The following is a 22,287-nucleotide window of genomic DNA, read 5'->3' as shown; positions in this document are numbered from 1 at the left end:
GGTCGGATTCAGCGCCCCGGGGCTTCCCATGACTGATGCTGCCGGCCCTATCGAGCCTTTGGGCCGGCCGGGCCAGCCGGTGCTCGACCGGCTGGCCTTCGAGCGCCTGACCGTCGCCCACCGCCGCGCGCTCAAGCTGCATTGCTACCGGATGATGGGCTCGCTCAACGAGGCGGACGATCTCGTCCAGGAGACGTTCCTCAAGGCCTGGCGCGCGCGGTCGCAATTCGACGGGCGCGGCTCGGCGCGCGGCTGGCTTTACGCGATCGCCACCAAGAGCTGCCTCAACGCGATCAAGGCACGGTCGTCGGCTGGGCGCATTCTCGAACAGCCTGGACGGTCGCCCTCCGAAGGAGGCGCGAACGGTGGCCCGACCGCGGAGCTCGCCTGGCTGGATCCATATCCGGACGTGGAGCTCCCGGATATTGCCGACGACAGGCCTGGTCCGGAAGCGCGCTACGAGGCCCGCGAGGCCGTGCGGCTCGCTTTCGTCGCGGCGATCCAGTTGTTGCCGCCGCGGCAGCGCGCGGCCCTGCTGCTCTGCGATGTGCTCGGATGGTCCGCCATCGAGACGGCGCAGTTGCTCGGCGGATCGACGGCCTCGATCAACAGCGCCTTGCAGCGGGCCCGCGCGACGCTGGGCAATYGCCAGGTGCGCACGACGCAGCGGTCGCGACCCAGCGCGGACGAAGGCGTGCTGCTCGAACGCTATATGCAGGCCTGGCAGGCCGACAATCTCGACAGACTCGTCGACCTGCTGCGCGAGGACGCCGTCTACCACATGCCGCCATGGCGGGAATGGTACCATGGGCGCCCGGCCGTCGGCGCTTTCCTCCGAACCGTCTGGGGAAATTTTGCCGCCTATCGAGCGGTGGCCATCGGCGCCAACGCCCAGCCGGCCGTGGGGGTCTACGCGCTCGGCCGCCAGGATTCCGCCTGGCGGCCGCATTCGCTGCATGTGATCGAACCAGCCGAAGACAGAATCGCCGCGCTGACGATCTATGTCCCGCCGCTCGGCCCCGCCTTGTTCGCGGCCTTCGGCCTGCCGCCGGAGCCAGTTGCGTCCTGAGGATCAGCCCAGATCTTCTTCCGCCCCGCCGGCCGCCGGTGCCGTCAGCAGCACGGCGGCGCCGAGCAGCGCGGCAACCAGCGACCCCGCGAGGATGCCGACCTTCACCGCGTCCTGGAGCGCCGGGTCGGCGGCGAAGGCGAGCAGGCCGATGAACAGGCTCATGGTGAAGCCGATGCCGCACAGCAGCGAAATGCCCAGCATATGCAGCCAGCCGGCATTGACCGGCAGGTCGGCGAGGCCGAGCCGGATCGCCAGCGCCGAGGAGCCGAAAACGCCGACCAGCTTGCCGAGAACCAGGCCGGCGGCGACGCCCAGCGTCAGCGGTTCGACAAGGGCTGCAAGGCTCAGGCCGCCGAGCGAGACCCCGGCATTGGCAAAGCCGAAGATCGGGATGACGATGAAGGGCACGAGCTTGTGCAGGCCGTGCTCCAGCCGGTGCAGCGGCGAATGTCCCGTATCGTGGCTGATGCCGGGAGAACGCTCCAGCGGGATGGTGAGCGCCAGCGCGACGCCGGCCAACGTGGCATGCACGCCCGATTTCAGCACCAGCACCCACAAGACGACGCCGAGCAGGAGATACGGCCAGAGTTTCATGGCCCGCATGCGGTTGAGCAGGACGAGCAAGGCAATGACCACGAAGGCGGCGGCCAGATAGGCGAACGACAGGCCGCTGGTGTAGAACAGCGCGATAATGACGACGGCGCCGAGATCGTCGATGATGGCCAGAGCGGTGAGGAAGACCTTCAGCGCGGCGGGCACGCGGCTGCCGAGCAGCGAAAGCACGCCGAGCGCAAAGGCGATGTCGGTGGCGGTGGGGATCGCCCAGCCGGAGAGCGCCGCCTGATTGTCGCGGTTGATCAGGACATAGACCAGCGCCGGCACCRCCATGCCGCCGGCGGCGGCGATGCCCGGCAGCACGCGGCGCGGCCAGGTCGAGAGCTGTCCGTCAAGCATCTCGCGCTTGATCTCCAGCCCGACCAGCAGGAAGAACACCGCCATCAGCCCGTCATTGATCCAGTGCGAGACGCTGAGCGGCCCGAGATAGGCGTGCAGGACGGCGAAATAGGTCTCGGCCAAAGGCGAGTTGGCGACGATCAATGCAAGGGCCGCGGCCACCATCAGGATGATGCCGCCGGCGGCCTCGCCGTCGAGGAACTCGCGCAGGATCGATCTCGGCCGTTGATCCAAAGCCTGCATTTCGACTCCTCGCTTCCCTTTCGGCGGCGCGATGATGCGCAAACTTCAACGGCCGGGCAAGCGCCACAATTTTGCGAACGCCGGCGCCGCCCCTCATCTGCCTGCCGGCATCTTCTCCCCGTGGAACGGGGAGAAGGGCGCTGTCGCCGGCGGTTTCGCCAATCGCCAACGTTGCAAGAAAAGCGCCAAGGCTTCGGACGGCCCCTTCTCCCCGTCACCATACGGGGAGAAGTGCCCGGCAGGGCGATGAGGGGCAGCGCCGGCCTTGGCGGTTGGCATCTTTACTGCAAGCCGGACCAAGGCCGGCCTGGAGGTGCATAACACTGCGCGCTCAGCGCTGATTAGCGCGGTGCCCGCTTTGCGAGGATCCGCTGCAGCGTGCGGCGGTGCATGTTCAGGCGGCGCGCCGTCTCGGAAACGTTGCGGTCGCACATTTCGTAGACGCGCTGGATGTGCTCCCAGCGCACGCGATCGGCCGACATCGGGTTTTCCGGCGGCGCCGCGCGCTCGCCCGAGGTGCGGGTAAGCGCGGCGAACACGTCGTCGGCATCGGCGGGCTTCGAGAGGTAGTCGACGGCGCCGAGCTTCACCGCCGTCACCGCGGTGGCGATGTTGCCGTAGCCGGTCAGGATGATGGCGCGGGCGTCGTCGCGCTTCTCGCGGATGGCGGCCACGACATCGAGGCCGTTGCCGTCGCCCAGCCGCATGTCGACCACCGCATAGGCCGGCGGATGGGCGCGCGCCTTGGCGACCGCCTCTTCCACGCTCTCCGCCGTCTCGACCACAAAGCCCCTTGTCTCCATGGCCCGGGCAAGCCGGGTGAGGAACGGCTTGTCGTCCTCGACGATGAGCAGCGAGGTGTCCTCGCCCTCGACCATTGCGCCAGTCGTTTCGTCTCCGCTCATCTTATCGGCATCCTACTGATCTGAAGCGCACCGCGCCGAACCTATTCTGGCGGGGGGCCCTTCCGATCCTTGTTTCCGGGCATGTCGTCTTCCCAAAGCCGCTGCACGGTTTTAGGCGACATGCCTCACTTTTACGCAGATACAGTCCTGCAAGAACAATGTCCAATTTTTAGAGCCGGCAACAGAGCTGCCATGCGGCAATTGCAAGGTTTAAGCACCGTCCAACCAAGATTTACGCGTTGTCGAACATGGTGGCCGAAGCCTGGTCCTGGTTGAGGAAGAGGCCGCGCGGCCAGGAAATCTGCACCACCGCGCCCTCGCCGAGCCCGCTCGAATTGCGGAAATCGATGGTGGCGCCGGAGCGCTCCAGCAAGGTCTTGGCGATGAACAAGCCCAGCCCCAGGCCGCCGCCGGCCTCCGTGCCCTGGCGCGTCGACATGTAGGGTTCGCCGATGCGATCGATGATCTCGGCCGGGAATCCCGGCCCGTCATCGGTGATGGTGAAGGTGACCGCCTCATTGTCCCAGCTCCAGCTGACGGTGACGGACTTGCGGGCGAAATCGACGGCGTTCTCGACCAGATTGCCGAGCCCGTAGATGACGCCGGGGCTGCGCCGCCCGACCGGCTCGGGGCCGATACGCTCGCCGGGCCGCAACCGGATCGAGATGCCGAAATCGCGATGCGGCGCCGTCACCTCCTCGACCAGCGAGGTGAGCGGCATGCGCGACAGATGCGCCTCGCCTTCCGACGAAAGGCTGGTCAGCCGCTTCAGGATCTCGCGGCAACGCTCGCTTTGCGAGCGCAGCAGCTTGACGTCCTCGCCATATTTCGGATCCTTGCCGAGCGCCTTTTCCATCTCCTTGGCGACGACGGTGATGGTGGCCAGCGGCGTGCCGAGCTCATGCGCGGCCGCCGCCGCCAGCCCGTCCAGGGCCGACAGATGCTGCTCGCGCTGCAGCACCAGCTCGGTGGCGGCTAGCGCATTGGCGAGCAGGCGCGCTTCCGCGGCGACGCGGAAGGCATAGATGGCGGTGAAGGCGATCGAGGCGAAGACCGCCATCCACATGCCAGCGACATAGATGAAGGGCATCGGCAGCGGCGATCCCTCATACCAGGGCAGCGGCAGGTGAAAGAACACCAGCAACGTCGCGGCCACCATGACCAGCGCGCCGAGGATCGCGGTGAACCGCAGCGGCAGCGAGGCGGCCGAGATGACGACCGGCACGGACAGCAGCACACAAAACGGGTTGGTCAGGCCGCCGGTCATGTAAAGCAGGCCGGTGAGCTGGATGCCGTCGAAGGTGAGGATGGCGAAGGCCGAAAGCGGGGTGAGCCGATGCGCCGCCGGATAGCGGAAGGTGAGCCACAGATTCATCCAGGCCGACAAGGCGATCAACGCGAAGCACATCGACACCGGCAGCGGGAATTTCAGCCCATAGGCGACGACGAGCACCGCGATGCTCTGGCCGACGATGGCGAGCCAGCGCAGGCGGATCAGCGTGTTAAGCCGCAGCCGCTGGCTTTGCTGGGAATCGGGCGCGCGCAGGATGTTGATCATCGACTTACGATTATAACCGCGAGAGGGTAAGCGCTAGTAGTGCTGAAAAGGCGACCTAAGCGATTGGCAGCCGGTGCTTCATCGTTCGTGAACACTCGGGATTGACCGAGGCGCCTCGCGACTTCGTCATCCACGGGCGGAGCGACGCGAAGCGGAGCGCAGACCCGAGGATCCATTCCGTGACTTCCAAGCGTTGCCACGGTGCAGAATTCTGCTCCGCTGCATTCTACGGTCGAGGTAACGGAATGGATCCTCGGGTCTACGCGCGTCGCTTCGCTCCTTGCTCCGCCCGTGGATGACGAAGTGGCGAGGTGTTTGCGCCAATCGCAAAGGTATGCGGCTCATTGCTGTGAGCCCTATCACTACGTCCCACGCGGCTTGGCGCGACTGGTGGCGGCGGCCAGCAGCGGGTTTTCCGGCCAGACGTGCTTGGGGTAGCGGCCGCGCATGTCGGTGCGCACATCCGCCCAGGAGCCACGCCAGAAGCCGGGGAGGTCGCGCGTCGTCTGGATGGGGCGGTGCGCCGGCGACAGCAGCTCCAGCGTCAGCGGCACGGTGCCGCCCGCGATCGCCGGATGACGGTCGAGGCCGAACAGCTCCTGCACGCGGATCGCCAGCACCGGCCAATCGCCGTCATAGCGGATCGGCACATGGCTGCCCGACGGCGCGTCGAAATGGGTCGGCGCCAGCACGTCGACCTTGCGCTGCAGGTCGTGCGGGACCAGCGCCATGAGCGCCGACGACAAAGTCGCCGGCTTGATGGCCGCGAAGGAGGCATCGCCGGAGAGAAAGGGCAGGAGCCAGTCGTCGAGGCCCTCGATAAGGGCCTCATCCGAAACATCGGGCCAGGGTGCGCCTAAGCCGCGATGCAGCCAGCCAAGCCGCTGGCGGAGCGCTTCCGCCTCCTTGCCCCAATCGAGCAGCGACAGGCCGTGCTCTCTCAGGGCGTCGAGAATGGCGCGGTCGGCATCGGCGCCGGACGGCGCCGGCAGCATCCGCTCGGACAGCGTGATGGCGCCGAGCCTGGCGGTCTCGCGCATGCGCACGGCGCGGCGCTCGCGGTCGAAGCTCGCCTCCCGCTTCGTCTCGATGCGATCGGCAAGGGCGGCGCGAATATCGGCTTCGCCGACCGGCGCGGCGGCGGTGATGCGGGCGTTCTGCGCCTTGCCCTGCAGGTCGGCGACGACCAGCCAAGCTTCATTGGCAAGCGGATCGGCGGCATCGACCATGGCGCCCGAGCCGTTGGCCAGCACGAAGCGGCCGCGTTCGCCACGCGCCCTGGCGACGCGATCCGGCCAGGCGTGAATGAGGAGGGCGCCGGCAGAGGCCGCCTCGTCGCCCTGCCCGCCACCGGCCTGCCTGGCCAAACGCTCGGCGAGCTGCCTGGCGGCGTTGGCGCGAGGGGATTTCTCGGCGCGGAACCGGAGCAGACGCCGCTCCAGGTCGGCGCTGTCGCCGCCCAGCCCACGCTCGGTCAAAAGCACGGCAATCGTCGCCGCTTCCAACGCGTGGCCGGTCTTCGCGGCCTCAGCCACCATATGCGCCAGCCGCACCGGCAGCGCCAATTTGCGCATCGCGGCACCCGCCTCGGTCAGCCGTCCGGTATTGTCGATGGCATGCAGCGCCGTGAGCAGCACCCTCGCCTCGTTGAGCGCCGGGGCCGGCGGCGGATCGAGGAAGGAAAGGCTGGATGGATCGGCGACACCGAAAGCGGCGCAGTCGAGCAGCAGGCCGGACAGATCGGCCTCGAGGATTTCCGGCGGCGTGAAGGCGGGAAGCGACGCGGTCTGCTCGGCGCGCCACAGGCGCACTGCCACGCCGGGTTGGGTACGGCCAGCGCGGCCGGCGCGCTGGTCGGCCGAGGCCCTGCTGACGCGGACAGTCTCAAGCCTGGTCAGGCCGCTTGCCGGCTCGTAGCGCGGCAGGCGCGACAGGCCGGAATCGATGACGACGCGCACGCCGTCGATGGTGATCGAGGTCTCGGCGATCGAGGTCGCCAGCACAACCTTGCGGCGACCGGCCGGCGCCGGCTTGATCGCCTGGTCCTGCGCCTTGTTGTCGAGCTGGCCGAAGAGCGGAACGATGTCGGTGTCGGCCGCGACATTGCCCGCGAGCCGCTCGGCGGTGCGCTCGATCTCGCGCTGTCCGGGCAGGAAGGCGAGCACGCTGCCCTGCTCGCCTGCCAGGGCTGCGCGCACGGCTTTGGCCATGGCGTCCTCGATCGCCGTTCCGGCCGGCCGTTCGTCGTAGCGGATCGCGACCGGAAAGGCGCGGCCCTCGCTTTCGATCACCGGCGCTTCCGACAAAAGCTTCGCCACGCGCGCGCCGTCGAGCGTCGCCGACATGACCAGCAGGCGAAGGTCCGGACGCAGCGCGCCCTGCACGTCGAGCGCCAGCGCCAGGCCGAAATCGCCGTCGAGCGAGCGCTCATGGAATTCGTCGAAGATCACCGCCGAGACGCCCGGCAGCTCCGGATCGTCGAGGATCATGCGCGAGAGCACGCCTTCGGTGACGACCAGGATTTTCGTCCGCGTCGACGTCCGGTTCTCCATGCGCATGGCATAGCCGACCGTGCCGCCCGGCTCCTCGCCGAGCAATTCGGCCATGCGGCGGGCGGCGGCGCGGGCGGCGAGCCGCCGCGGCTCGAGCAGCACGATCCGGCCCTGACCGAGCCATGGCGCGTCGAGCAGCGCCAGCGGCACCAGCGTCGTCTTGCCGGCGCCGGGCGGCGCCACCAGCACGGCGCTATTGCGCGCGGCAAGTGCAGCGGCAAGCGCCGGCAGCGCGGCTGCGACCGGAAGCTCCGGCAGGGGTCTCGTCATCATGTCGCCCGCATATCAGCGGTCGCGGTCGCCATGCAACGTATGCGCTCAAAGCCTGGTGCGCGAAAACGGGTTCCAGCGCACGGTGCCGAGCCTCACCTCCTCGCGCACCATCGTCAGCAGGCCCGAGGCGCCGACCACCGCCAGGCCGACCAGCGACAGCCAGTCGGGATATTCCTGAAAGAACAGCGCGCCGAGGATGACCGCCCAGACGATCTGCGAGTAATGCGTCGGCGCGATGCGGTTCGCGGGCGCGTATTTGACCGCAAGCAGCTGCAGCAGCTGCCCGCCGGCGGTAAAAACGCCAGCCAGCACCAGCCAGACCAGTTGTCCGAGACCGGGGAGCGAGAACGAGGTCGCGGCAGCACCCACCCCGTTGAAGACCAGGCCATAGCCGACCAGCGCGCCGAGGATCGTCGTGCGCTTTTCCTGCTGGGCGAGCGAGCGCATCAGGATGACGCTGATGGCGGCGAGGAAGGCGTTGGCGAAGGCGGCGAGATGGCCGAGATGCAATTCGCGAAAGCCTGGCCGCACCACCAGCATGACGCCGACAAAGCCGGCGACGACGGCCAGCCACCGCCAGGGGCCGACCCTTTCCTTCAGGATGACCGTCGACAGGATGGTGACCAGCAGCGGCGCCAGGAAAATCAGCGCGTAGACTTCCGCCAACGGAATGGTGGTGAAGGCAAAGACACTGAGCACGCCGGATGCGATGCCCGCCAAGGCGCGCGCCTGCACCGCCCATGGCCTTTTGGTGCGCCAGGCGTCGCGCCAGCGTTCGTCGCTCGGCTTGGTGAAGAACAGAAAACAGCCGGCAAACAGGGTCGAAAAGAAGCCGATCTCGAAGACGGTGAACTGCCCGCCCAGGCTCTTGATGACGGCGTCGCTGAACGAATAGCTTGCATAGGCGATCAAGGCGAGCAGGATTCCGTTCGGCATACCATTTCCGGGAGAGAAGACGTGAAGATACTGGCGCTGGGGGCACATCCCGACGACATCGAGATATTCATGTTCGGTACGCTGGCCGCCTATGCCGCGCAAGGCGCAGAGCTTAATTTTGCGATAGCCACCGATGGTGCCAAAGGCGGTACAGGGGACCCGGCGGCGCTCACCCGCTTGCGGCGCAAGGAAGCGGCCAAGGCGGCAGGGCTGCTCGGCGTCGAGCCGCGCTTCCTCGACTTTCCCGACGGCGAACTCATCGCCGATGCCGCGCTTGTTTCGGCGCTGAAGACGTTAATCCACGAGGTGAAACCCGACCTCGCCATCACCCATGCGCCCTATGATTATCATGGCGATCACCGCGCCCTTTCCGACGGCGTGCGCATCGCGGCGTCCTTCGCGGTGCCGGTGCTGCATGCCGACACGCTCGGCGGCACCGGTTTTTCGCCGACGCATTATGTCGAGATCTCGCATCACTGGGACATCAAGGCGAAGGCGATCCGCGCGCACCAGTCGCAAGGTCCGGAGCACTATGTGCACAGGGCGCGCCTCCAGAACGAGTTTCGCGCCGGCCAGTGCAACGGCGCCTCCGGCGCGCTGGCCGAGGCCTTCCGCTTCGAGCCGACTTTCCCCTTCGCCGACATACGCGCGCTGTTGCCGCCGGCGCCGGCGATCCGGCCGGTGATGGCGAGCCCGGGCCCCGCCAAACCGGTCAGCTGACGGCTGCGGAACGCAGCGTCCGGCGATCATTTCCCAACGATTTCAATGACCCGTTTCGACATGCTGCGGCGCAGCAACGAATTCGCTTGCGTTGTTTAGTAAAAAGAGCATCACTAAACAAATTACTAAACATCGGCTGCGCATCTCGCGCCTTGTTTAGGCCCTCGGAGGAGCGAGGGTTGAGGGGCTCTTGAAACCGTCATCCGGACGCGTTTCGCAAATGGGAGGTAAGGCATGAAATCGACCTTGAAACTGGCGTTGGGACTGGCCTCGGCGATCTTTGCGTCGACAGCCGTCTCGAACGTCGCGCATGCGGAAGACCTGACGCTGTGCTGGGCGGCCTGGGATCCGGCCAACGCGCTCGTGGAACTGTCCAAGGACTTCACCAAGGAAACCGGCATCGGCATGAAGTTCGAGTTCGTGCCATGGACCAACTATGCCGACCGCTTCCTCAACGAGCTCAACTCGCACGGCAAGCTCTGCGACCTGATCATCGGTGACAGCCAGTGGATCGGCGGCGCGGCCGAGAACGGCCACTACGTCAAGCTGAACGACTTCTTCGACAAGGAGAAGATCAGCATGGACGACTTCGTGCCGGCGACCGTGGTCGGCTATTCGGAATGGCCGAAGAACACGCCGAACTACTGGGCGCTGCCGGCCATGGGCGACGTCGTCGGCTGGACCTATCGCAAGGACTGGTTCTCGCGGCCCGAGCTGCAGAAGGAATTCAAGGAGAAGTATGGCTGGGACCTCGCTCCGCCGACCACATTCGACCAGCTGAAGCAGATTGCCGAGTTCTTCCAGAAGCGGCAGATCGACGGCAAGACGGTCTACGGCGCCTCGATCTACACCGAGCGCGGCTCGGAAGGCATCACCATGGGCGCCATGGACGTGCTCTACAGCTATGGCTTCCAGTACGAGAACCCGAAGAAGCCCTACGAGATGGAAGGCTTCGTCAATTCCGAGAAATCGGTGAAGGGCCTCGAATTCTACAAGGCGCTCTATGATTGCTGCACGCCGCCCGGCGCTTCCAACAGCTACATGGGCGAAGGCGTGGACGCCTTCAAATCCGGACAGGTGGCGATGCACATGAACTTCGCCTTCACCTGGCCCGGCCTGCAGAAGGACGAGAATGTCGGCGGCGACAAGATCGGCTATTTCGTCAATCCGAAGGGTCCCGACGGCGACCAGTTCGCCCAGCTCGGCGGCCAGGGCATTTCGGTGGTCTCCTATTCCGACAAGCAGGAATCGGCGCTGAAATACATCAAGTGGTTCGCCAACAAGGACGTGCAGGCCAAGTGGTGGTCGCTCGGCGGCTATTCCTGCCTGAACTCCGTCGTCAAGGATCCGAAGTTTCCGTCCAGCCAGCCCTATGCGCAGGCCTTCCTCGACTCAATGGCCATCGTGAAGGACTTCTGGGCCGAACCGAGCTACGCGCCGCTGCTGCAGGCTTCGCAGAAGCGCTTCCACGACTATGTCGTGGCCGGCCAGGGCTCGGCCAAGGACGCGCTCGACGGTCTCGTCAAGGACTGGACGCAGGTGTTCCAGGACGACGGCAAGATGTAACCGGCTCCTCCCGAGCCCAAACCGCAGCGTCCCGTGCCGCCCTTGGCACGGGACGCAGTTCAGATAAATTCCATAGCCGAGACCGACCCGTGACCGAAGCAGGACTTACCATGCTCAATCGGACTGCGGACAACGTTGCCCGGGCGACCCCGGAGCCGTTGGCCAAGAAGATCCGGGGCATCAGCGACAAGGGCCTCGCCTGGCTGTTCATCTCGCCGACGATCCTTTTGCTGTTGGCCATCAACATCTTCCCGCTGTTCTGGGCGATCTATCTTTCCTTCACCAACTACCGCGCCAACCGGCCCAACGAGGTGGTGAAGAACCTCGGGCTCGCCAATTACCAGCGCATCCTCGGCGACCAGGACATCTGGATCGCCATGCAGACGACGGCGCATTTCGTGTTCTGGACGATCCTTTTGCAGACCGTCATCGGCTTCACGCTGGCATGGCTGATCGATCGCAAGTTCCGCGGCCACGCTTTCTGGACCACCATCATCCTGGTGCCGATGATGCTGTCGCCGGCGGTGGTCGGCAATTTCTGGCGCTTCCTCTACGAGCCGCAGATCGGGCTGTTTTCCTACGTCGTCTCGTTCGTCACCGGCATTCCGCCGACGAATGTCCAGATGCTGTCCAATGTCGAGCTGGCGCCGTGGGCGATCATCATCGTCGACACCTGGATGTGGACGCCTTACGTGATGCTGATCTGCCTCGCGGGCCTGCGCTCCATTCCCGAATACATCTACGAGGCGGCCGAGGTCGACCGCGCCTCGAACTGGCGGCAGTTCTGGTCGATCACGCTGCCGATGGCGCTGCCCTTCATCATGCTCGCGGTGCTGTTCCGCGGCATCGAGAACTTCAAGATGTTCGACATGGTTAACCTGCTCACCGGCGGCGGACCAGGTTCGACCACCGAGGTCGCCTCGATCACGCTCAAGCGGCAGGCCTTCGAAAGCTGGCGCACCGGCTATTCCTCGGCCTTCGCCATCATCCTGTTCGTCGCGGTGTTCGGCCTCGCAAACATCTACGTCAAGGCGCTCAACAAGGTGAAGCAGAGATGAGCCTGACCACCGCCCATTCCGTCGTCGCGCCCTCGTCGAACGCCAAGCTGATCGCCGGCACGATCATCATCGCCTATGCGCTGATCTCGATCGTGCCGCTGTTGTGGATCTTCGCCACCAGCTTCAAGACGCCACCGGATTCGATCGCCTATCCGCCGAAGATCGTCTTCCAGCCGAGCATCGAGGGCTATTGCAACCTCTTCACCACCCGCACCCGGCAGACGCCGGAATACATCAATTCGCTTGGGCCGGCGACGGGCTTCTGCGACGAGACGGTGCGCAAGCGCAACATGGTGATCGCCGGCCCGTCGAACTTCCTGCCGCGCTTCGTCAACTCGCTGATCATTGCCTTCGGCTCGACCTTCTGCGCGGTGTTTTTGGGCACGCTCTCGGCCTATGGCTTCTCGCGCTTCAAGGTGCCTTTGGCCGACGACCTTCTGTTCTTCATCCTGTCGACGCGCTTCATGCCGCCGATCGCGGTGGCGATCCCGATCTACCTGATGTACCGCGAGCTCGGCCTCTCGGACACCGCGCTCGGCATGATCCTGCTCTACACCGCGGTGAACGTCTCGCTGGCGGTGTGGCTTCTCAAGGGCTTCATCGACGAGATCCCGCGCGAATATGAGGAGGCCGCGATGATCGACGGCTATACCCGGCTGCAGGCCTTCTGGCGCACCGTGCTGCCGCAGGCGACGACCGGAATTGCCGCCACCGCCATCTTCTGCCTGATCTTCGCCTGGAACGAATATGCCTTCGCCGCACTTCTGACTTCCGGCACGGCGCAGACCGCGCCGCCGTTCATCCCGACCATTATCGGCGAGGGCGGCCAGGACTGGCCGGCGGTGGCGGCGGGCACGACGATCTTCCTGGTGCCGATCCTCGTCTTCACCATCCTGCTTCGCAAGCAATTGCTGCGCGGCATCACCTTCGGCGCGGTGCGCAAATGAGCACGATCCAGACTGCAAAACGCAAATCGCGCTGGCCCGTCTGGGCAAGGCGCGGGCTGATGGAAAACATCGCGACGGCGATCATCGCGATCGGCTTCCTGATGCTGTTCCAGCCCTTCGCGCTGTCGCTTTACACCTATTCCTTCGTCACCATGCTCGCCGGCACGGTGATGTTCATCATCGTCTCGAAATTCCCGGAATAACGATGGCCGAGATCCGTGTTCAGAACCTGAGGAAGGCCTTCGGCGCATTCGTCGCCGTGCAGGATTCCAATTTCGTCGTCGAGGACGGCGAGTTCTTCGTCATGCTCGGGCCGTCCGGCTGCGGCAAGACGACGACGCTTCGCATGATCGCCGGCCTCGAGCTGCCGACCGGCGGCAAGATCCTGCTCGGCGGCGAGGACGTCACCATGCGCCGGGCGCGCGAGCGCGACATCGCCTTCGTCTTCCAGCTCTTCGCGCTCTACCCGCATATGAATGTGCGCAAGAACATCGGCTTCCCGCTGCTGGCGCAGGGCATGCCTGCCGCCGAGATCCGTCAACGCGTGGAGGAGACAGCGAAGCTCTTGCGCATCGATCATCTGCTCGACAAATCCGTCTCCGGCCTTGCCGGCGGCGACCGCCAGCGCGTCGCGCTCGGCCGCGCCATCGTGCGGCGGCCGAAATGTTTTCTCATGGACGAACCGCTGGGGACCCTGGACACGGAATTCCGCGATCTGATGGTGCATGAGCTGCGCGAGCTGCACAACCGCATCCACGCCACGACCGTCTATGTCACGCATGACCAGATGGAAGCGATGTCGATGGCCGACAAGATAGCGGTGATGAACCACGGCGTCATCGAGCAGTTCGGCACACCGCGCGAGATCTACGACCGGCCGGCGACCATGTTCGTCGCCGATTTCATCGGCTCGCCGCCGATGAATTTCCTGAAATTCGGCGGCGGCCTCGCCAGGGGCGCGAAGGAGATCGTCGTTCAGGGCGCCAAGGTGGCGGTGCCGGAAGTGCGCGAGGACATCGCGCCCGCCGACATGGCGCTCGGCATCCGGCCCGAGCACATCCGCTTCGACGACGCCTCCAAGCTGCGCGGCGCGATCTACGGCACCGAATATCTCGGCACCACGCAGATCGTCGCGGTGGAGACGGCGGACGGCATCATCAAGGCGCGGGTGCCGGCTGGCATCCATCTCAGCCCCGGCGAGCAGGTCGGGCTGACGCTGAGCAGCGCGCGGCTGTCGCTGTTCGACAAGGGTTCCGGACGCGCGGTCAGGACCGCCATGCATGATCAGGAGGCGCGCCATGGCTGATGTCCGTATCCAGGGCGTGACCAAGAGTTTTGGCGACACCGTCGCGATCGACGATCTCGACCTCGCGATCAAGGACGGCGAGTTCGTCGTGCTGCTTGGGCCGACCGGCGCCGGCAAGACGACGACGCTGCGGCTGATCGCCGGGCTGGAACGGCCGGACAGCGGCACGATCCATATCGGCGGCCATGACGCGACGGCGCTATCGCCGGCCGAGCGCGACACCGCCTTCGTCTTCCAGCAATATTCGCTCTATCCGCATCTGTCGGTGTTCGACAACCTGGCCTTCCCGCTGCGCTCGCCGGCGCGGCGCTTTCCGGAAGACGCGGTGCGCCGCCGTGTCGAGGAGGTGGCGCGCATGGTGCGCATTGACCACAAGCTCGACAACCGCTCGACAAGGTTGTCGGGCGGCGAGATGCAGCGCGTCGCCATCGGCCGCGCGCTGGTGCGCAAGCCCGCGATCTACCTGATGGACGAGCCGCTGTCCTCGCTCGATGCCAAGCTGCGCGCCGATCTGCGACTGGAGCTGAAGCGCATCCAGTCCGAGCTCGGCGCCACCATGCTCTATGTCACGCACGACCAGATCGAGGCGATGACCATGGCCGACCGCATCGGCATCCTCGCTGACGGCGTGCTGGTGCAGATCGGCACGCCGCGCGCGATCTATTCCGAGCCGGCAAACCTGCATGTCGCGGCGCGCCTTGGCCAGCCAGCGATCAACCTCTTGCCGGCCGGCCTGCTGCCCGACGGCGGCGCGCCGACCGGAACGAAAACGATCGGCGCCCGCACCGAGCATCTGGCGATCGAGAAGGCGGCGAACGGCCATGCCGACGGCGTCGTCGACTGGGTCGAGCATCTCGGCGACCAGAACCATCTGCATGTGACGGTGGGGGCGAAGAAGCTGGTGACGCTGACCGATCCAGACACGCCTTTAGCCAAGGGGGACAAGGTGACGATCCGCTACATCGCGCCGCTCTATTTCGGCTCGGACGGGCAAAGACTGATGTAGCCGGTTCGCGCCATGTATTCGCACATTTGACGACCGCAGATACGGACTGGACGAAATCCATGAAGCACTTTTTCAACCGCAAGGACACGATCGTCACCGAGGCGATGGACGGCTTCCTCGCCACGGCAGGGTCGGGCGCGCTCGCCCGCCTCGACGGCTATCCCGAGATCAAGGTCGTGCTGCGCGCCGACTGGGACAAGACGAAGGTGGCCGTGGTTTCGGGCGGCGGCGCCGGGCACGAACCCTCGCATGCCGGCTTCGTCGGCGCCGGCATGCTGACGGCGGCCATCTCCGGCGAAATCTTCGCCTCGCCCAGCGTCGAGGCGGTGCTGGCGGCGATCCGCGCCACGACCGGTCCCGCCGGCTGCCTGCTGATCGTGAAGAACTACACCGGCGACCGGCTCAATTTCGGACTGGCGGCGGAGAAGGCGCGCGCCGAGGGTCTCGCGGTCGAGATGGTGATCGTCGCCGACGACATAGCCCTGCCGGACATCGCGCAGCCGCGCGGCGTTGCCGGCACGCTGTTCGTGCACAAGATCGCCGGTCACCTTTCCGAGAGCGGCCGGGACCTGGCGTCGGTCGCAGCCGCGACCCGCGCGGCGGCGAAGGACATCGTTTCGCTCGGCATCTCGCTTTCCTCCTGCTCGATCCCCGGACAGGCGCATGAGGAGCGTTTCGGCGCGAATGATGGCGAGCTTGGACTCGGCATCCATGGCGAGCCCGGCGTCGAGCGCATCGCCCTGGAGGCCGCCAGCAAGCTGGTCGCCATCATGGCGGAACGCCTCGCGGCGCGGCTCGATCCGCACAGCCGCCACGCCCTGCTGATCAACAATCTCGGCTCGGTACCACCGCTCGAAATGGCGCTGATCGCGAATGCCGCGCTGTCTTCGTCGTTGGCAAAGGCGGTGGCGCTGACGGTCGGCCCCGGGCATCTGATGACGGCGCTCAACATGAACGGCTTTTCGCTGTCGTTGATCAAGCTGGATGCGGAACGCGAGGCGGCGCTGCTGGCGCCCGTCGGGCCGCATGCCTGGCTGCCGGCAAAGCCGGTTCGCGCACCGGTCATTATCGCGATGGCCAAGCCTGCCGCCGGCACAGCCACAAAGCCCGCCAGCCGCGATGCGGCCGCCGAGCGGCTGATCAGAGCCGCCTGCCAAAGGCTGATCGCGCTCGAAGAGCCGCTCAACGCGCTCGACGCCAAGGCAGGCGATGGCGACACCGGCTCGACCGTGGCGACCGGCGCGCGCAGCATTCTCGAACGCATCGGCACGCTGCCGCTTGCCGATCGCGCCGCGACCGCCGCGGCGATCGGCGATACGCTGGGCACGTCCATGGGCGGTTCCAGCGGCGTGCTGCTGTCGATCTTCTTCACCGCCGCCGCGCAGACTTTGGGTTTTGGCGCAACTCTACCCAAGGCGCTGCTCGCCGGCCTCGACCGGATGACCTTCTATGGCGGCGCCAGGATCGGCGACCGCACCATGGTCGACGCGTTGGAGCCGGCGCTGAGAGCCCTTGACGCCGGCGGGCTGGAAGCGGCCGCCAAGGCGGCGCGGCAAGGCGCCGAGGCTACCGCCGCGATGCGCAAGGCCAAGGCCGGGCGCTCCGCCTATATCGGCAGCCAGCTCGACGGTGTCGCGGATCCGGGCGCCTTCGCGGTCGCCGAGGTCTTTACTGCCGTGGCGGCGCTCTTCGCCCCGGCATGAAGGACCAATGATGGCCGCAGCCGATTTCTCCCGATTGATCGCGGCGGCAGCCGATACGATCGCGGCGCATGCCGACGAGTTGACGGCGCTCGACCAGGCGATCGGCGACGGCGACCACGGGCTGAACATGAAGCGCGGCTTCGAGGCGGTGCGCGCCGAGGCGGACGCCTTTTCGGCAAAACCGCTGCCCGATGCGTTGAAAGCGGTCGGCACCAAGCTGGTGATGACCGTCGGCGGCGCTTCAGGCCCGCTGTTCGGCACGCTGTTCATGGCGCTGGGCAAGGACCTGCCGGAGGCACCCGACCGCACCGCGCTGGCGGCGGCACTGGGCAAGGCGATCGAGGCGGTCGCGGCACGCGGCAAATCGCAGCCGGGGCAAAAAACCATGCTCGACGTGCTGCAGCCGGTGTATGAGGCATTGGCGCAGGGCAAGACGGCTGGCGAAATCGCCGATGCCGCCGATCAAGCGGCCGAAGCCACGGTGCCGATGAAGGCCCTGCGCGGGCGCGCCTCCTTCCTGGGAGAGCGCTCGATGGGGCATATGGACGCCGGAGCGCGCTCGACCGCGCTGCTGGTGCGCGCAGTCGCGGAAGCGATAGAGGGTATTTGATGAGCAATGTCGGGATCGTCATCGTGTCGCATTCGCCCTTGGTCGCCGAGGGCACGGCCGACATGGTGCGCCAGATGGTGGGCGACGAGGTGCCGCTTGCATGGTGCGGCGGAAACGGCCATGGCGGGCTCGGCACCAGCGTCGAGGCGATCATGGGCGCGATCGACAAGGCCTGGTCGGACGCGGGCGTCGCCATACTGGTCGATCTCGGCGGCGCCGAGACCAACTCGGAGATGGCGGTCGAGATGATCGGCGAGCCGCGCTCCCACAGAATAGTCGTCTGCAACGCGCCGATCGTCGAGGGCGCAGTGATGGCGGCGACCGAATCCTCCGGCGGCGCCTCGCTCAAGGAAGTGGTGGCGACGGCGCATGAATTGTCGCCGTCGTGAACGAACGGGAACCGACTGAATGTCCGCATCCGCCGAAGCAACGGTCCTGATCACCCACGCGGTGGGCCTGCACGCGCGCCCTTCGGTGAAGTTCACCAAGCTTGCCAAGTCGTTCGCGGCCGAGGTGGAAGTGGCGGTGGCCGCCAACGGCCCCTGGTTCGACGCCAAGAGCATCGTCAAGGTGATGGCGGCCAAGGCGCCGAAAGGGACCATGCTGCATATCCGCGCCAAGGGCGACGGCGCGGCCCAGGCGGTGAAAGCGCTGGTCGATCTGGTGCAGCGTAACTTCGACGAGGATGCGGACCATGCCCGGTCCGCTTGAGACCGATCTGCATGACGGCAGGCCCGCAAGGAACGCGAGCCATGCAGGTTGAGGGTATCCCCGCCTCTCCCGGTTACGCCGAAGGCCCGCTGTTCGACCTCGACCAGCCTCCGGCCAGTTACAAGCCCCAGGCCAGTACCGAGGAAGAACGAGCCGCACTGGTGAACGCAATCGGCACGGCCGTCGGCCGGCTGACCGCACTGGTCGAGACCGCCGATGGCGACGCCGCCGGCATCCTCGAATTCCACATCGCCATGCTGGAGGACGACGCATTGAGCGGTCCGGCCTTGGCGGCGATCGGCTCAGGGCAACCGGCGGATGCCGCATGGCGCGCGGCGCTGGACAGCGAGATCGCCGGCTACGAAGCGTCGGACCAGGACTATTTCCGCGCCCGCGCCGCGGATTTGCGCGACATCCGCGACCAGGTGCTGCGAGCGCTGAGCGAGGACAACGAGGCCGAGGCGCCCCCGGGTGCGATCCTCTATGGCGAGGACATCGCGCCGACACGCTTCCTCGAAACCGATTGGAACAAAGGCGGCGGCATAGCGCTCAAGCGCGGCAGCACCGCCAGCCATGTCGCGATGCTGGCGCGCTCGCGCGGCGTTCCGATGGTCGTCGGCCTCAGCGCCCCGGCCGGACCGCTCGGCAGCGACGCGCTGCTCGATGCCGAACGCGGCGCGATCGTTTTCTCGCCATCCCCGGCTGAGGTCGAAGCCTTCCGGCAATCGGCCGCCTCCTTCGCCGACCGCCAGGGCGCGGCGCGGACATTCCTGACCGAGCCGGYGGTCACCAAGATCGGCACCGCCGTGCGCGTCCAGGTCAACATCGCCTACCCCTCCGACGTCGACGGCATCGATGTCGCGACCTGCGACGGCGTCGGGCTGATGCGAACCGAATTCCTGTTCGGCAAGGCATTGCCGGATGAGGAGACGCAGTACCGTGCCTACCGCAAGGTGCTGGAATGGGCGGGCGACAAGCCGGTGACCATTCGCACCGTCGATGCCGGCGGCGACAAGCCGGTGCCGGGCTTCACCGTCGAGGAGACCAACCCATTCCTCGGTCTGCGCGGTATAAGGCTCTCGTTGGCGCGGCGCGATATCTTCCGCGTGCAGATACGGGCATTGCTGCGCGCCGCCATCCACGGCAATCTGAAGGTGATGTTCCCGATGATCGCCACGCATGACGAGTACAGCCAAGCCGCCGCGCTATTCGCCGGGGAGCAGGCCGCGCTTACCGCGCGGGGCGTCGCGCACAAGCTTCCGCCGCTCGGCATCATGGTCGAGGTGCCGTCCGTCGCGCTGGCGCCGGAAACCTTCGCCGACGTCGCCTTCTTCTCGATCGGCTCCAACGACCTGACGCAATATGTGATGGCGGCCGCGCGCGACAATGCAGCCGTGGCGCATCTCAATTCCGTGCGCCATCCGGCGATGCTGCGGCTGATCGCTGCGATCACGGCCTTCGGACGGGAGCGAGATATTCCAGTCAGCCTATGCGGCGACGCGGGCGGCGATCCGACAACCATCCCGGCGCTGCTCGAAGCGGGCCTGCGTGACCTGTCGGTCGCCCCCGCGCAACTCGCCATGGCCAAGGCGGCCATCGCGGACGTTTCGGTGTAAGCGTATGGCCAAGGCCGCCAGGATAGCCGAAACCGGCTCGGAAGACGCGATCCGCGCCTACAAGACGATCCTGTCGCAGGTCATCGACCAGCGCCCGTCCGGCATGCGCCAGCGCCTTGCCGATGCGCTCGGCAAGCACCGCAGCTTCGTCACCCAGATATCGAGCCCGGCCTATTCGATCCCGATCCCGTCAAAGCATCTGCCGGCCATCTTCTCCGTCTGCCATTTCAGCCAGGCCGAACGCGACCAGTTCATGGCCGCCTATCACCAGGCGCATCCCGGCAAGGCGCCCGCCGCGTCCGGGCCGCGCAAGACACGCCATGTCTCGCTGATCGTGCCGGATTTCGGCGACGACAAGCAGAACGCCGCGCTCGATCGGGCGATCAACGAATTCATCCAGAAAATAACCAGCATCGCCGGCAAGGGCAGCGGCTAGCGGAAGCATGGGAGGACAGCCATGAAGAAATTCATCAATTCGGTGGACACGATATTGGCCGAAAGCCTCGATGGTTTTGCGGCGGCTCATGCCGACATCCTCATGCTTGGAGAGGACCGCAAATTCATCCGCCGCAGAGAGCTGAAGCCCGGCAAGGTGGCGTTGATCTCCGGCGGCGGCTCGGGCCACGAGCCCCTGCATGGCGGGCTGGTCGGCCACGGCATGCTGGACGCGGCCTGTCCGGGCCAGGTCTTCACCTCGCCGACGCCCGACCAGATGCTGGCCGCCGTTGAGGCCGTCGGCACCGGCGCCGGCTGCCTGTTCATCGTCAAGAACTACGAAGGCGATGTGATGAATTTCGATATGGCGGCCGAGATGGCGGACGGCGTGCTGCAGGTGGTGACCAATGACGACGTCGCGGTCGAGAACTCGTCCTACACGACCGGACGGCGCGGCGTCGCCGGCACGCTGGTGGTGGAAAAGATCGTCGGCGCTGCGGCCGAGCAGGGCATGGCGCTGCGCGAACTCAAGGCGCTGGGCGAGCGCGTCAACGCCGCGACACGCTCGATGGGCGTGGCGCTGACCAGCGGCACGGTGCCAGCGGCCGGCAAACCGACCTTCGAGATCGGCGACGGCGAGATGGAGTTCGGCGTCGGCATCCACGGCGAGCCCGGCCGGCGGCGCGACGCGCTGAAGAGCGCCGACGCCATCGCCGAAGAGGTCTGCGCGGCGATCGCCGGCGATTTCGGCGGCCGGACCGAAGGGCCGGCGCTGCTCTTCGTCAACGGCTTCGGCGGCACGCCGTCTATGGAGCTCTATCTGATGTACAACAGCGCCCGCAAAATGTTCGAGAAACACGGCGTGACAGTGATCCGCTCGCTCGTCGGTTCCTACGTGACCTCGCTCGACATGGCCGGATGCTCGATCACGCTCACCCTGCTCGACGACGACATGACGGCGCTGTGGGATGCTCCCGTGCACACCGCGGCGCTGCGCTGGGGGATGTAGGCGTCGCTGGCTTACCCGGTGCTTTTCTGGCAAGCATACGCGAAACCTTGCTGCTGCCTGAACGATGCTGCCCGAGCTTTCGCCTGCCCAGGAAAAATTGCTGATCAAGCTTGCGGACCCCGAGGCGCCCGCCGATTGGGGCAACGACGTTTCCGCAGGCGACCTGTTGGCGCTGCTGGCCAATGCCGAGTTCCACGGCGTGCTGCCGATCGTGCTGCGCAAGCTCCGGGAACGCGGCGACGCCGATCTGCCGAATGACGCGGGCCTGAGGCAAAAGCTTGCCGAGCTGCGCGACCAGATGACGACGGCGACCGGGCAGTCGATGCTGCTGCAATATCACGGCGACCGCGTCATGAAGGCGCTGGCGGCAAAAGGCGTTCCGGCCCGGATCGTCAAGGGGCCGGTGTTCGCGCGCAGGCTCTATCGCCAGCTTGCCGACCGTCCCTTCACCGACATCGACATCCTCGTCGACCCCGCCGGCATCGAGGCGGCCAACCGGACGATCGCCGAATGCGGCTTCGTGCTCGGCAGCGGCGAGGCCCTCTCGCACGCGCTGCAGGAATTCAAATGGCTGGAGAAAGAGAATTCCAGCCTGCTGATCGAACTGCACGGCAACCTGGTGCACGACACCGGCATGCGCAGGCGTCTGTCGCTCGGCTTTCGCGAGCTGCGGGCGATCGACAAGGGCGAGACCGACACGCCGGCGGCGCTGCTCACCATCGCCATCGTCCATGCCGCAGGCGGCCACAAGTTCCATAGGCTGCAGCTCTGCGTCGACGTGCTGCAAGGCGTGCGGGCGTTGAAATCGCCGGAAGACGAAGCGCGTCTGCTCGAGGCCGCCCGCATGACCGGGATCGAGCTCGAGCTGGCGACGGTGCTCAACGTGACTGGGCGCCTGTTCGGCGCGCCGCGCGCGATCGAGCTCGCGGACCGTATCAAGCCGGATCTGTCGATACGGCTGGCGAAATGGCTGATCACCGGCAACATGCTGCTTCGCGTCAATTCCCGCGAGAAGCTGCGCTCGCGCCTCAGCCGCGATGCCTTCCGCTGGGTGCAGAGGCTTGCCCGGCCGCGACCTTATCCGGCCTGAGGGAAGCTCACTTCCGG

Annotated in this window: 21 protein-coding genes; 16 read left to right on the top strand and 5 right to left on the bottom strand. The window is 66.4% G+C overall.

Annotated features, from left to right (window positions below; translation table 11 throughout):
- Positions 1 to 28 precede the first annotated feature (28 nt).
- Positions 29 to 1,069 (top strand): RNA polymerase subunit sigma-70, encoded by a 1,041-nt coding sequence (locus LCM4577_RS03720; protein ID WP_083354635.1) that lies wholly within the window; start codon positions 29 to 31, stop codon positions 1,067 to 1,069.
- A gap of 3 nt (positions 1,070 to 1,072) precedes the next feature.
- Here the strand turns inward: LCM4577_RS03720 and nhaA are convergent, their stop codons facing one another.
- The 5 genes from nhaA to LCM4577_RS03695 form a co-directional block, all read right to left on the bottom strand.
- The gene (nhaA, locus tag LCM4577_RS03715) at positions 1,073 to 2,269 is read right to left on the bottom strand and encodes a Na+/H+ antiporter NhaA (RefSeq protein ID WP_071069666.1); all 1,197 of its coding nucleotides are present in this window, start codon (positions 2,267 to 2,269) and stop codon (positions 1,073 to 1,075) included.
- A gap of 341 nt (positions 2,270 to 2,610) precedes the next feature.
- Positions 2,611 to 3,174 (bottom strand): ActR/PrrA/RegA family redox response regulator transcription factor, encoded by a 564-nt coding sequence (locus tag LCM4577_RS03710; protein ID WP_040993706.1) that lies wholly within the window; start codon positions 3,172 to 3,174, stop codon positions 2,611 to 2,613.
- Between the two features lie 232 nt (positions 3,175 to 3,406).
- Positions 3,407 to 4,732, bottom strand: a complete 1,326-nt coding sequence (locus LCM4577_RS03705) for an ActS/PrrB/RegB family redox-sensitive histidine kinase (protein ID WP_041001252.1) — start codon at positions 4,730 to 4,732, stop codon at positions 3,407 to 3,409.
- A 362-nt stretch (positions 4,733 to 5,094) separates the two neighbouring features.
- Complete coding sequence (hrpB, locus tag LCM4577_RS03700) at positions 5,095 to 7,557, bottom strand: ATP-dependent helicase HrpB (RefSeq protein ID WP_071069664.1); 2,463 nt, start codon at positions 7,555 to 7,557, stop codon at positions 5,095 to 5,097.
- Positions 7,558 to 7,602: 45 nt separating this feature from the next.
- Positions 7,603 to 8,493 carry a DMT family transporter gene (locus LCM4577_RS03695; RefSeq protein WP_071069662.1) on the bottom strand — a complete coding sequence of 297 codons (891 nt, stop codon included), beginning with the start codon at positions 8,491 to 8,493 and terminating at the stop codon, positions 7,603 to 7,605.
- 21 nt (positions 8,494 to 8,514) lie between these two features.
- Between LCM4577_RS03695 and LCM4577_RS03690 the strand changes: the two genes are divergently transcribed.
- From LCM4577_RS03690 to LCM4577_RS03620, 15 genes are all read left to right on the top strand, one after another.
- A complete protein-coding gene (locus LCM4577_RS03690) occupies positions 8,515 to 9,213 on the top strand; it encodes a PIG-L deacetylase family protein (protein ID WP_041001248.1) in 699 nt (232 codons plus the stop codon).
- Between the two features lie 234 nt (positions 9,214 to 9,447).
- Positions 9,448 to 10,779 carry an ABC transporter substrate-binding protein gene (locus LCM4577_RS03685; RefSeq protein WP_041001246.1) on the top strand — a complete coding sequence of 444 codons (1,332 nt, stop codon included), beginning with the start codon at positions 9,448 to 9,450 and terminating at the stop codon, positions 10,777 to 10,779.
- A gap of 110 nt (positions 10,780 to 10,889) precedes the next feature.
- Positions 10,890 to 11,837, top strand: coding sequence for a carbohydrate ABC transporter permease (locus LCM4577_RS03680; protein ID WP_071069660.1), 948 nt, complete (start codon positions 10,890 to 10,892; stop codon positions 11,835 to 11,837).
- Positions 11,834 to 12,784 carry a carbohydrate ABC transporter permease gene (locus LCM4577_RS03675; RefSeq protein ID WP_041001244.1) on the top strand — a complete coding sequence of 317 codons (951 nt, stop codon included), beginning with the start codon at positions 11,834 to 11,836 and terminating at the stop codon, positions 12,782 to 12,784. Before LCM4577_RS03680 ends, LCM4577_RS03675 begins: the two co-directional genes overlap by 4 nt.
- The gene (locus tag LCM4577_RS03670; protein ID WP_071069658.1) at positions 12,781 to 12,987 is read left to right on the top strand and encodes a hypothetical protein; all 207 of its coding nucleotides are present in this window, start codon (positions 12,781 to 12,783) and stop codon (positions 12,985 to 12,987) included. Before LCM4577_RS03675 ends, LCM4577_RS03670 begins: the two co-directional genes overlap by 4 nt.
- 2 nt (positions 12,988 to 12,989) lie before the next feature.
- Positions 12,990 to 14,090 (top strand): ABC transporter ATP-binding protein, encoded by a 1,101-nt coding sequence (locus tag LCM4577_RS03665; RefSeq protein WP_071069656.1) that lies wholly within the window; start codon positions 12,990 to 12,992, stop codon positions 14,088 to 14,090.
- A complete protein-coding gene (locus LCM4577_RS03660) occupies positions 14,083 to 15,096 on the top strand; it encodes an ABC transporter ATP-binding protein (RefSeq protein ID WP_071069654.1) in 1,014 nt (337 codons plus the stop codon). Before LCM4577_RS03665 ends, LCM4577_RS03660 begins: the two co-directional genes overlap by 8 nt.
- 59 nt (positions 15,097 to 15,155) lie before the next feature.
- Positions 15,156 to 16,799, top strand: coding sequence for a dihydroxyacetone kinase subunit DhaK (locus tag LCM4577_RS03655; RefSeq protein WP_071069652.1), 1,644 nt, complete (start codon positions 15,156 to 15,158; stop codon positions 16,797 to 16,799).
- Between the two features lie 10 nt (positions 16,800 to 16,809).
- Entirely contained in the window at positions 16,810 to 17,409 is a 600-nt protein-coding gene (dhaL, locus tag LCM4577_RS03650) for a dihydroxyacetone kinase subunit DhaL (protein WP_071069891.1), read from the top strand.
- Positions 17,409 to 17,798 carry a dihydroxyacetone kinase phosphoryl donor subunit DhaM gene (dhaM, locus tag LCM4577_RS03645; RefSeq protein WP_040988688.1) on the top strand — a complete coding sequence of 130 codons (390 nt, stop codon included), beginning with the start codon at positions 17,409 to 17,411 and terminating at the stop codon, positions 17,796 to 17,798. The genes dhaL and dhaM overlap by 1 nt, the downstream gene beginning before the upstream one ends.
- Before the next feature lie 19 nt (positions 17,799 to 17,817).
- Positions 17,818 to 18,120 (top strand): HPr family phosphocarrier protein, encoded by a 303-nt coding sequence (locus tag LCM4577_RS03640; protein WP_041008092.1) that lies wholly within the window; start codon positions 17,818 to 17,820, stop codon positions 18,118 to 18,120.
- Positions 18,121 to 18,161: 41 nt separating this feature from the next.
- On the top strand, positions 18,162 to 19,736 hold the full coding sequence (ptsP, locus tag LCM4577_RS03635; protein ID WP_071069650.1) for a phosphoenolpyruvate--protein phosphotransferase: 1,575 nt from the start codon (positions 18,162 to 18,164) through the stop codon (positions 19,734 to 19,736).
- Between the two features lie 4 nt (positions 19,737 to 19,740).
- Complete coding sequence (locus LCM4577_RS03630) at positions 19,741 to 20,172, top strand: hypothetical protein (protein ID WP_071069648.1); 432 nt, start codon at positions 19,741 to 19,743, stop codon at positions 20,170 to 20,172.
- Between the two features lie 21 nt (positions 20,173 to 20,193).
- Positions 20,194 to 21,180 carry a dihydroxyacetone kinase subunit DhaK gene (gene dhaK, locus LCM4577_RS03625; RefSeq protein WP_071069647.1) on the top strand — a complete coding sequence of 329 codons (987 nt, stop codon included), beginning with the start codon at positions 20,194 to 20,196 and terminating at the stop codon, positions 21,178 to 21,180.
- A 64-nt stretch (positions 21,181 to 21,244) separates the two neighbouring features.
- Positions 21,245 to 22,270 (top strand): nucleotidyltransferase family protein, encoded by a 1,026-nt coding sequence (locus LCM4577_RS03620; protein ID WP_071069645.1) that lies wholly within the window; start codon positions 21,245 to 21,247, stop codon positions 22,268 to 22,270.
- The last annotated feature ends 17 nt before the right edge of the window (positions 22,271 to 22,287 follow it).

The organism is Mesorhizobium sp. LCM 4577, from assembly GCF_001854795.2.
Classification (GTDB): domain Bacteria; phylum Pseudomonadota; class Alphaproteobacteria; order Rhizobiales; family Rhizobiaceae; genus Mesorhizobium; species Mesorhizobium plurifarium.
The sequence above is the reverse complement of the archived record's forward strand: the minus strand, read 5'-3'. Positions and strand labels throughout refer to the sequence as shown.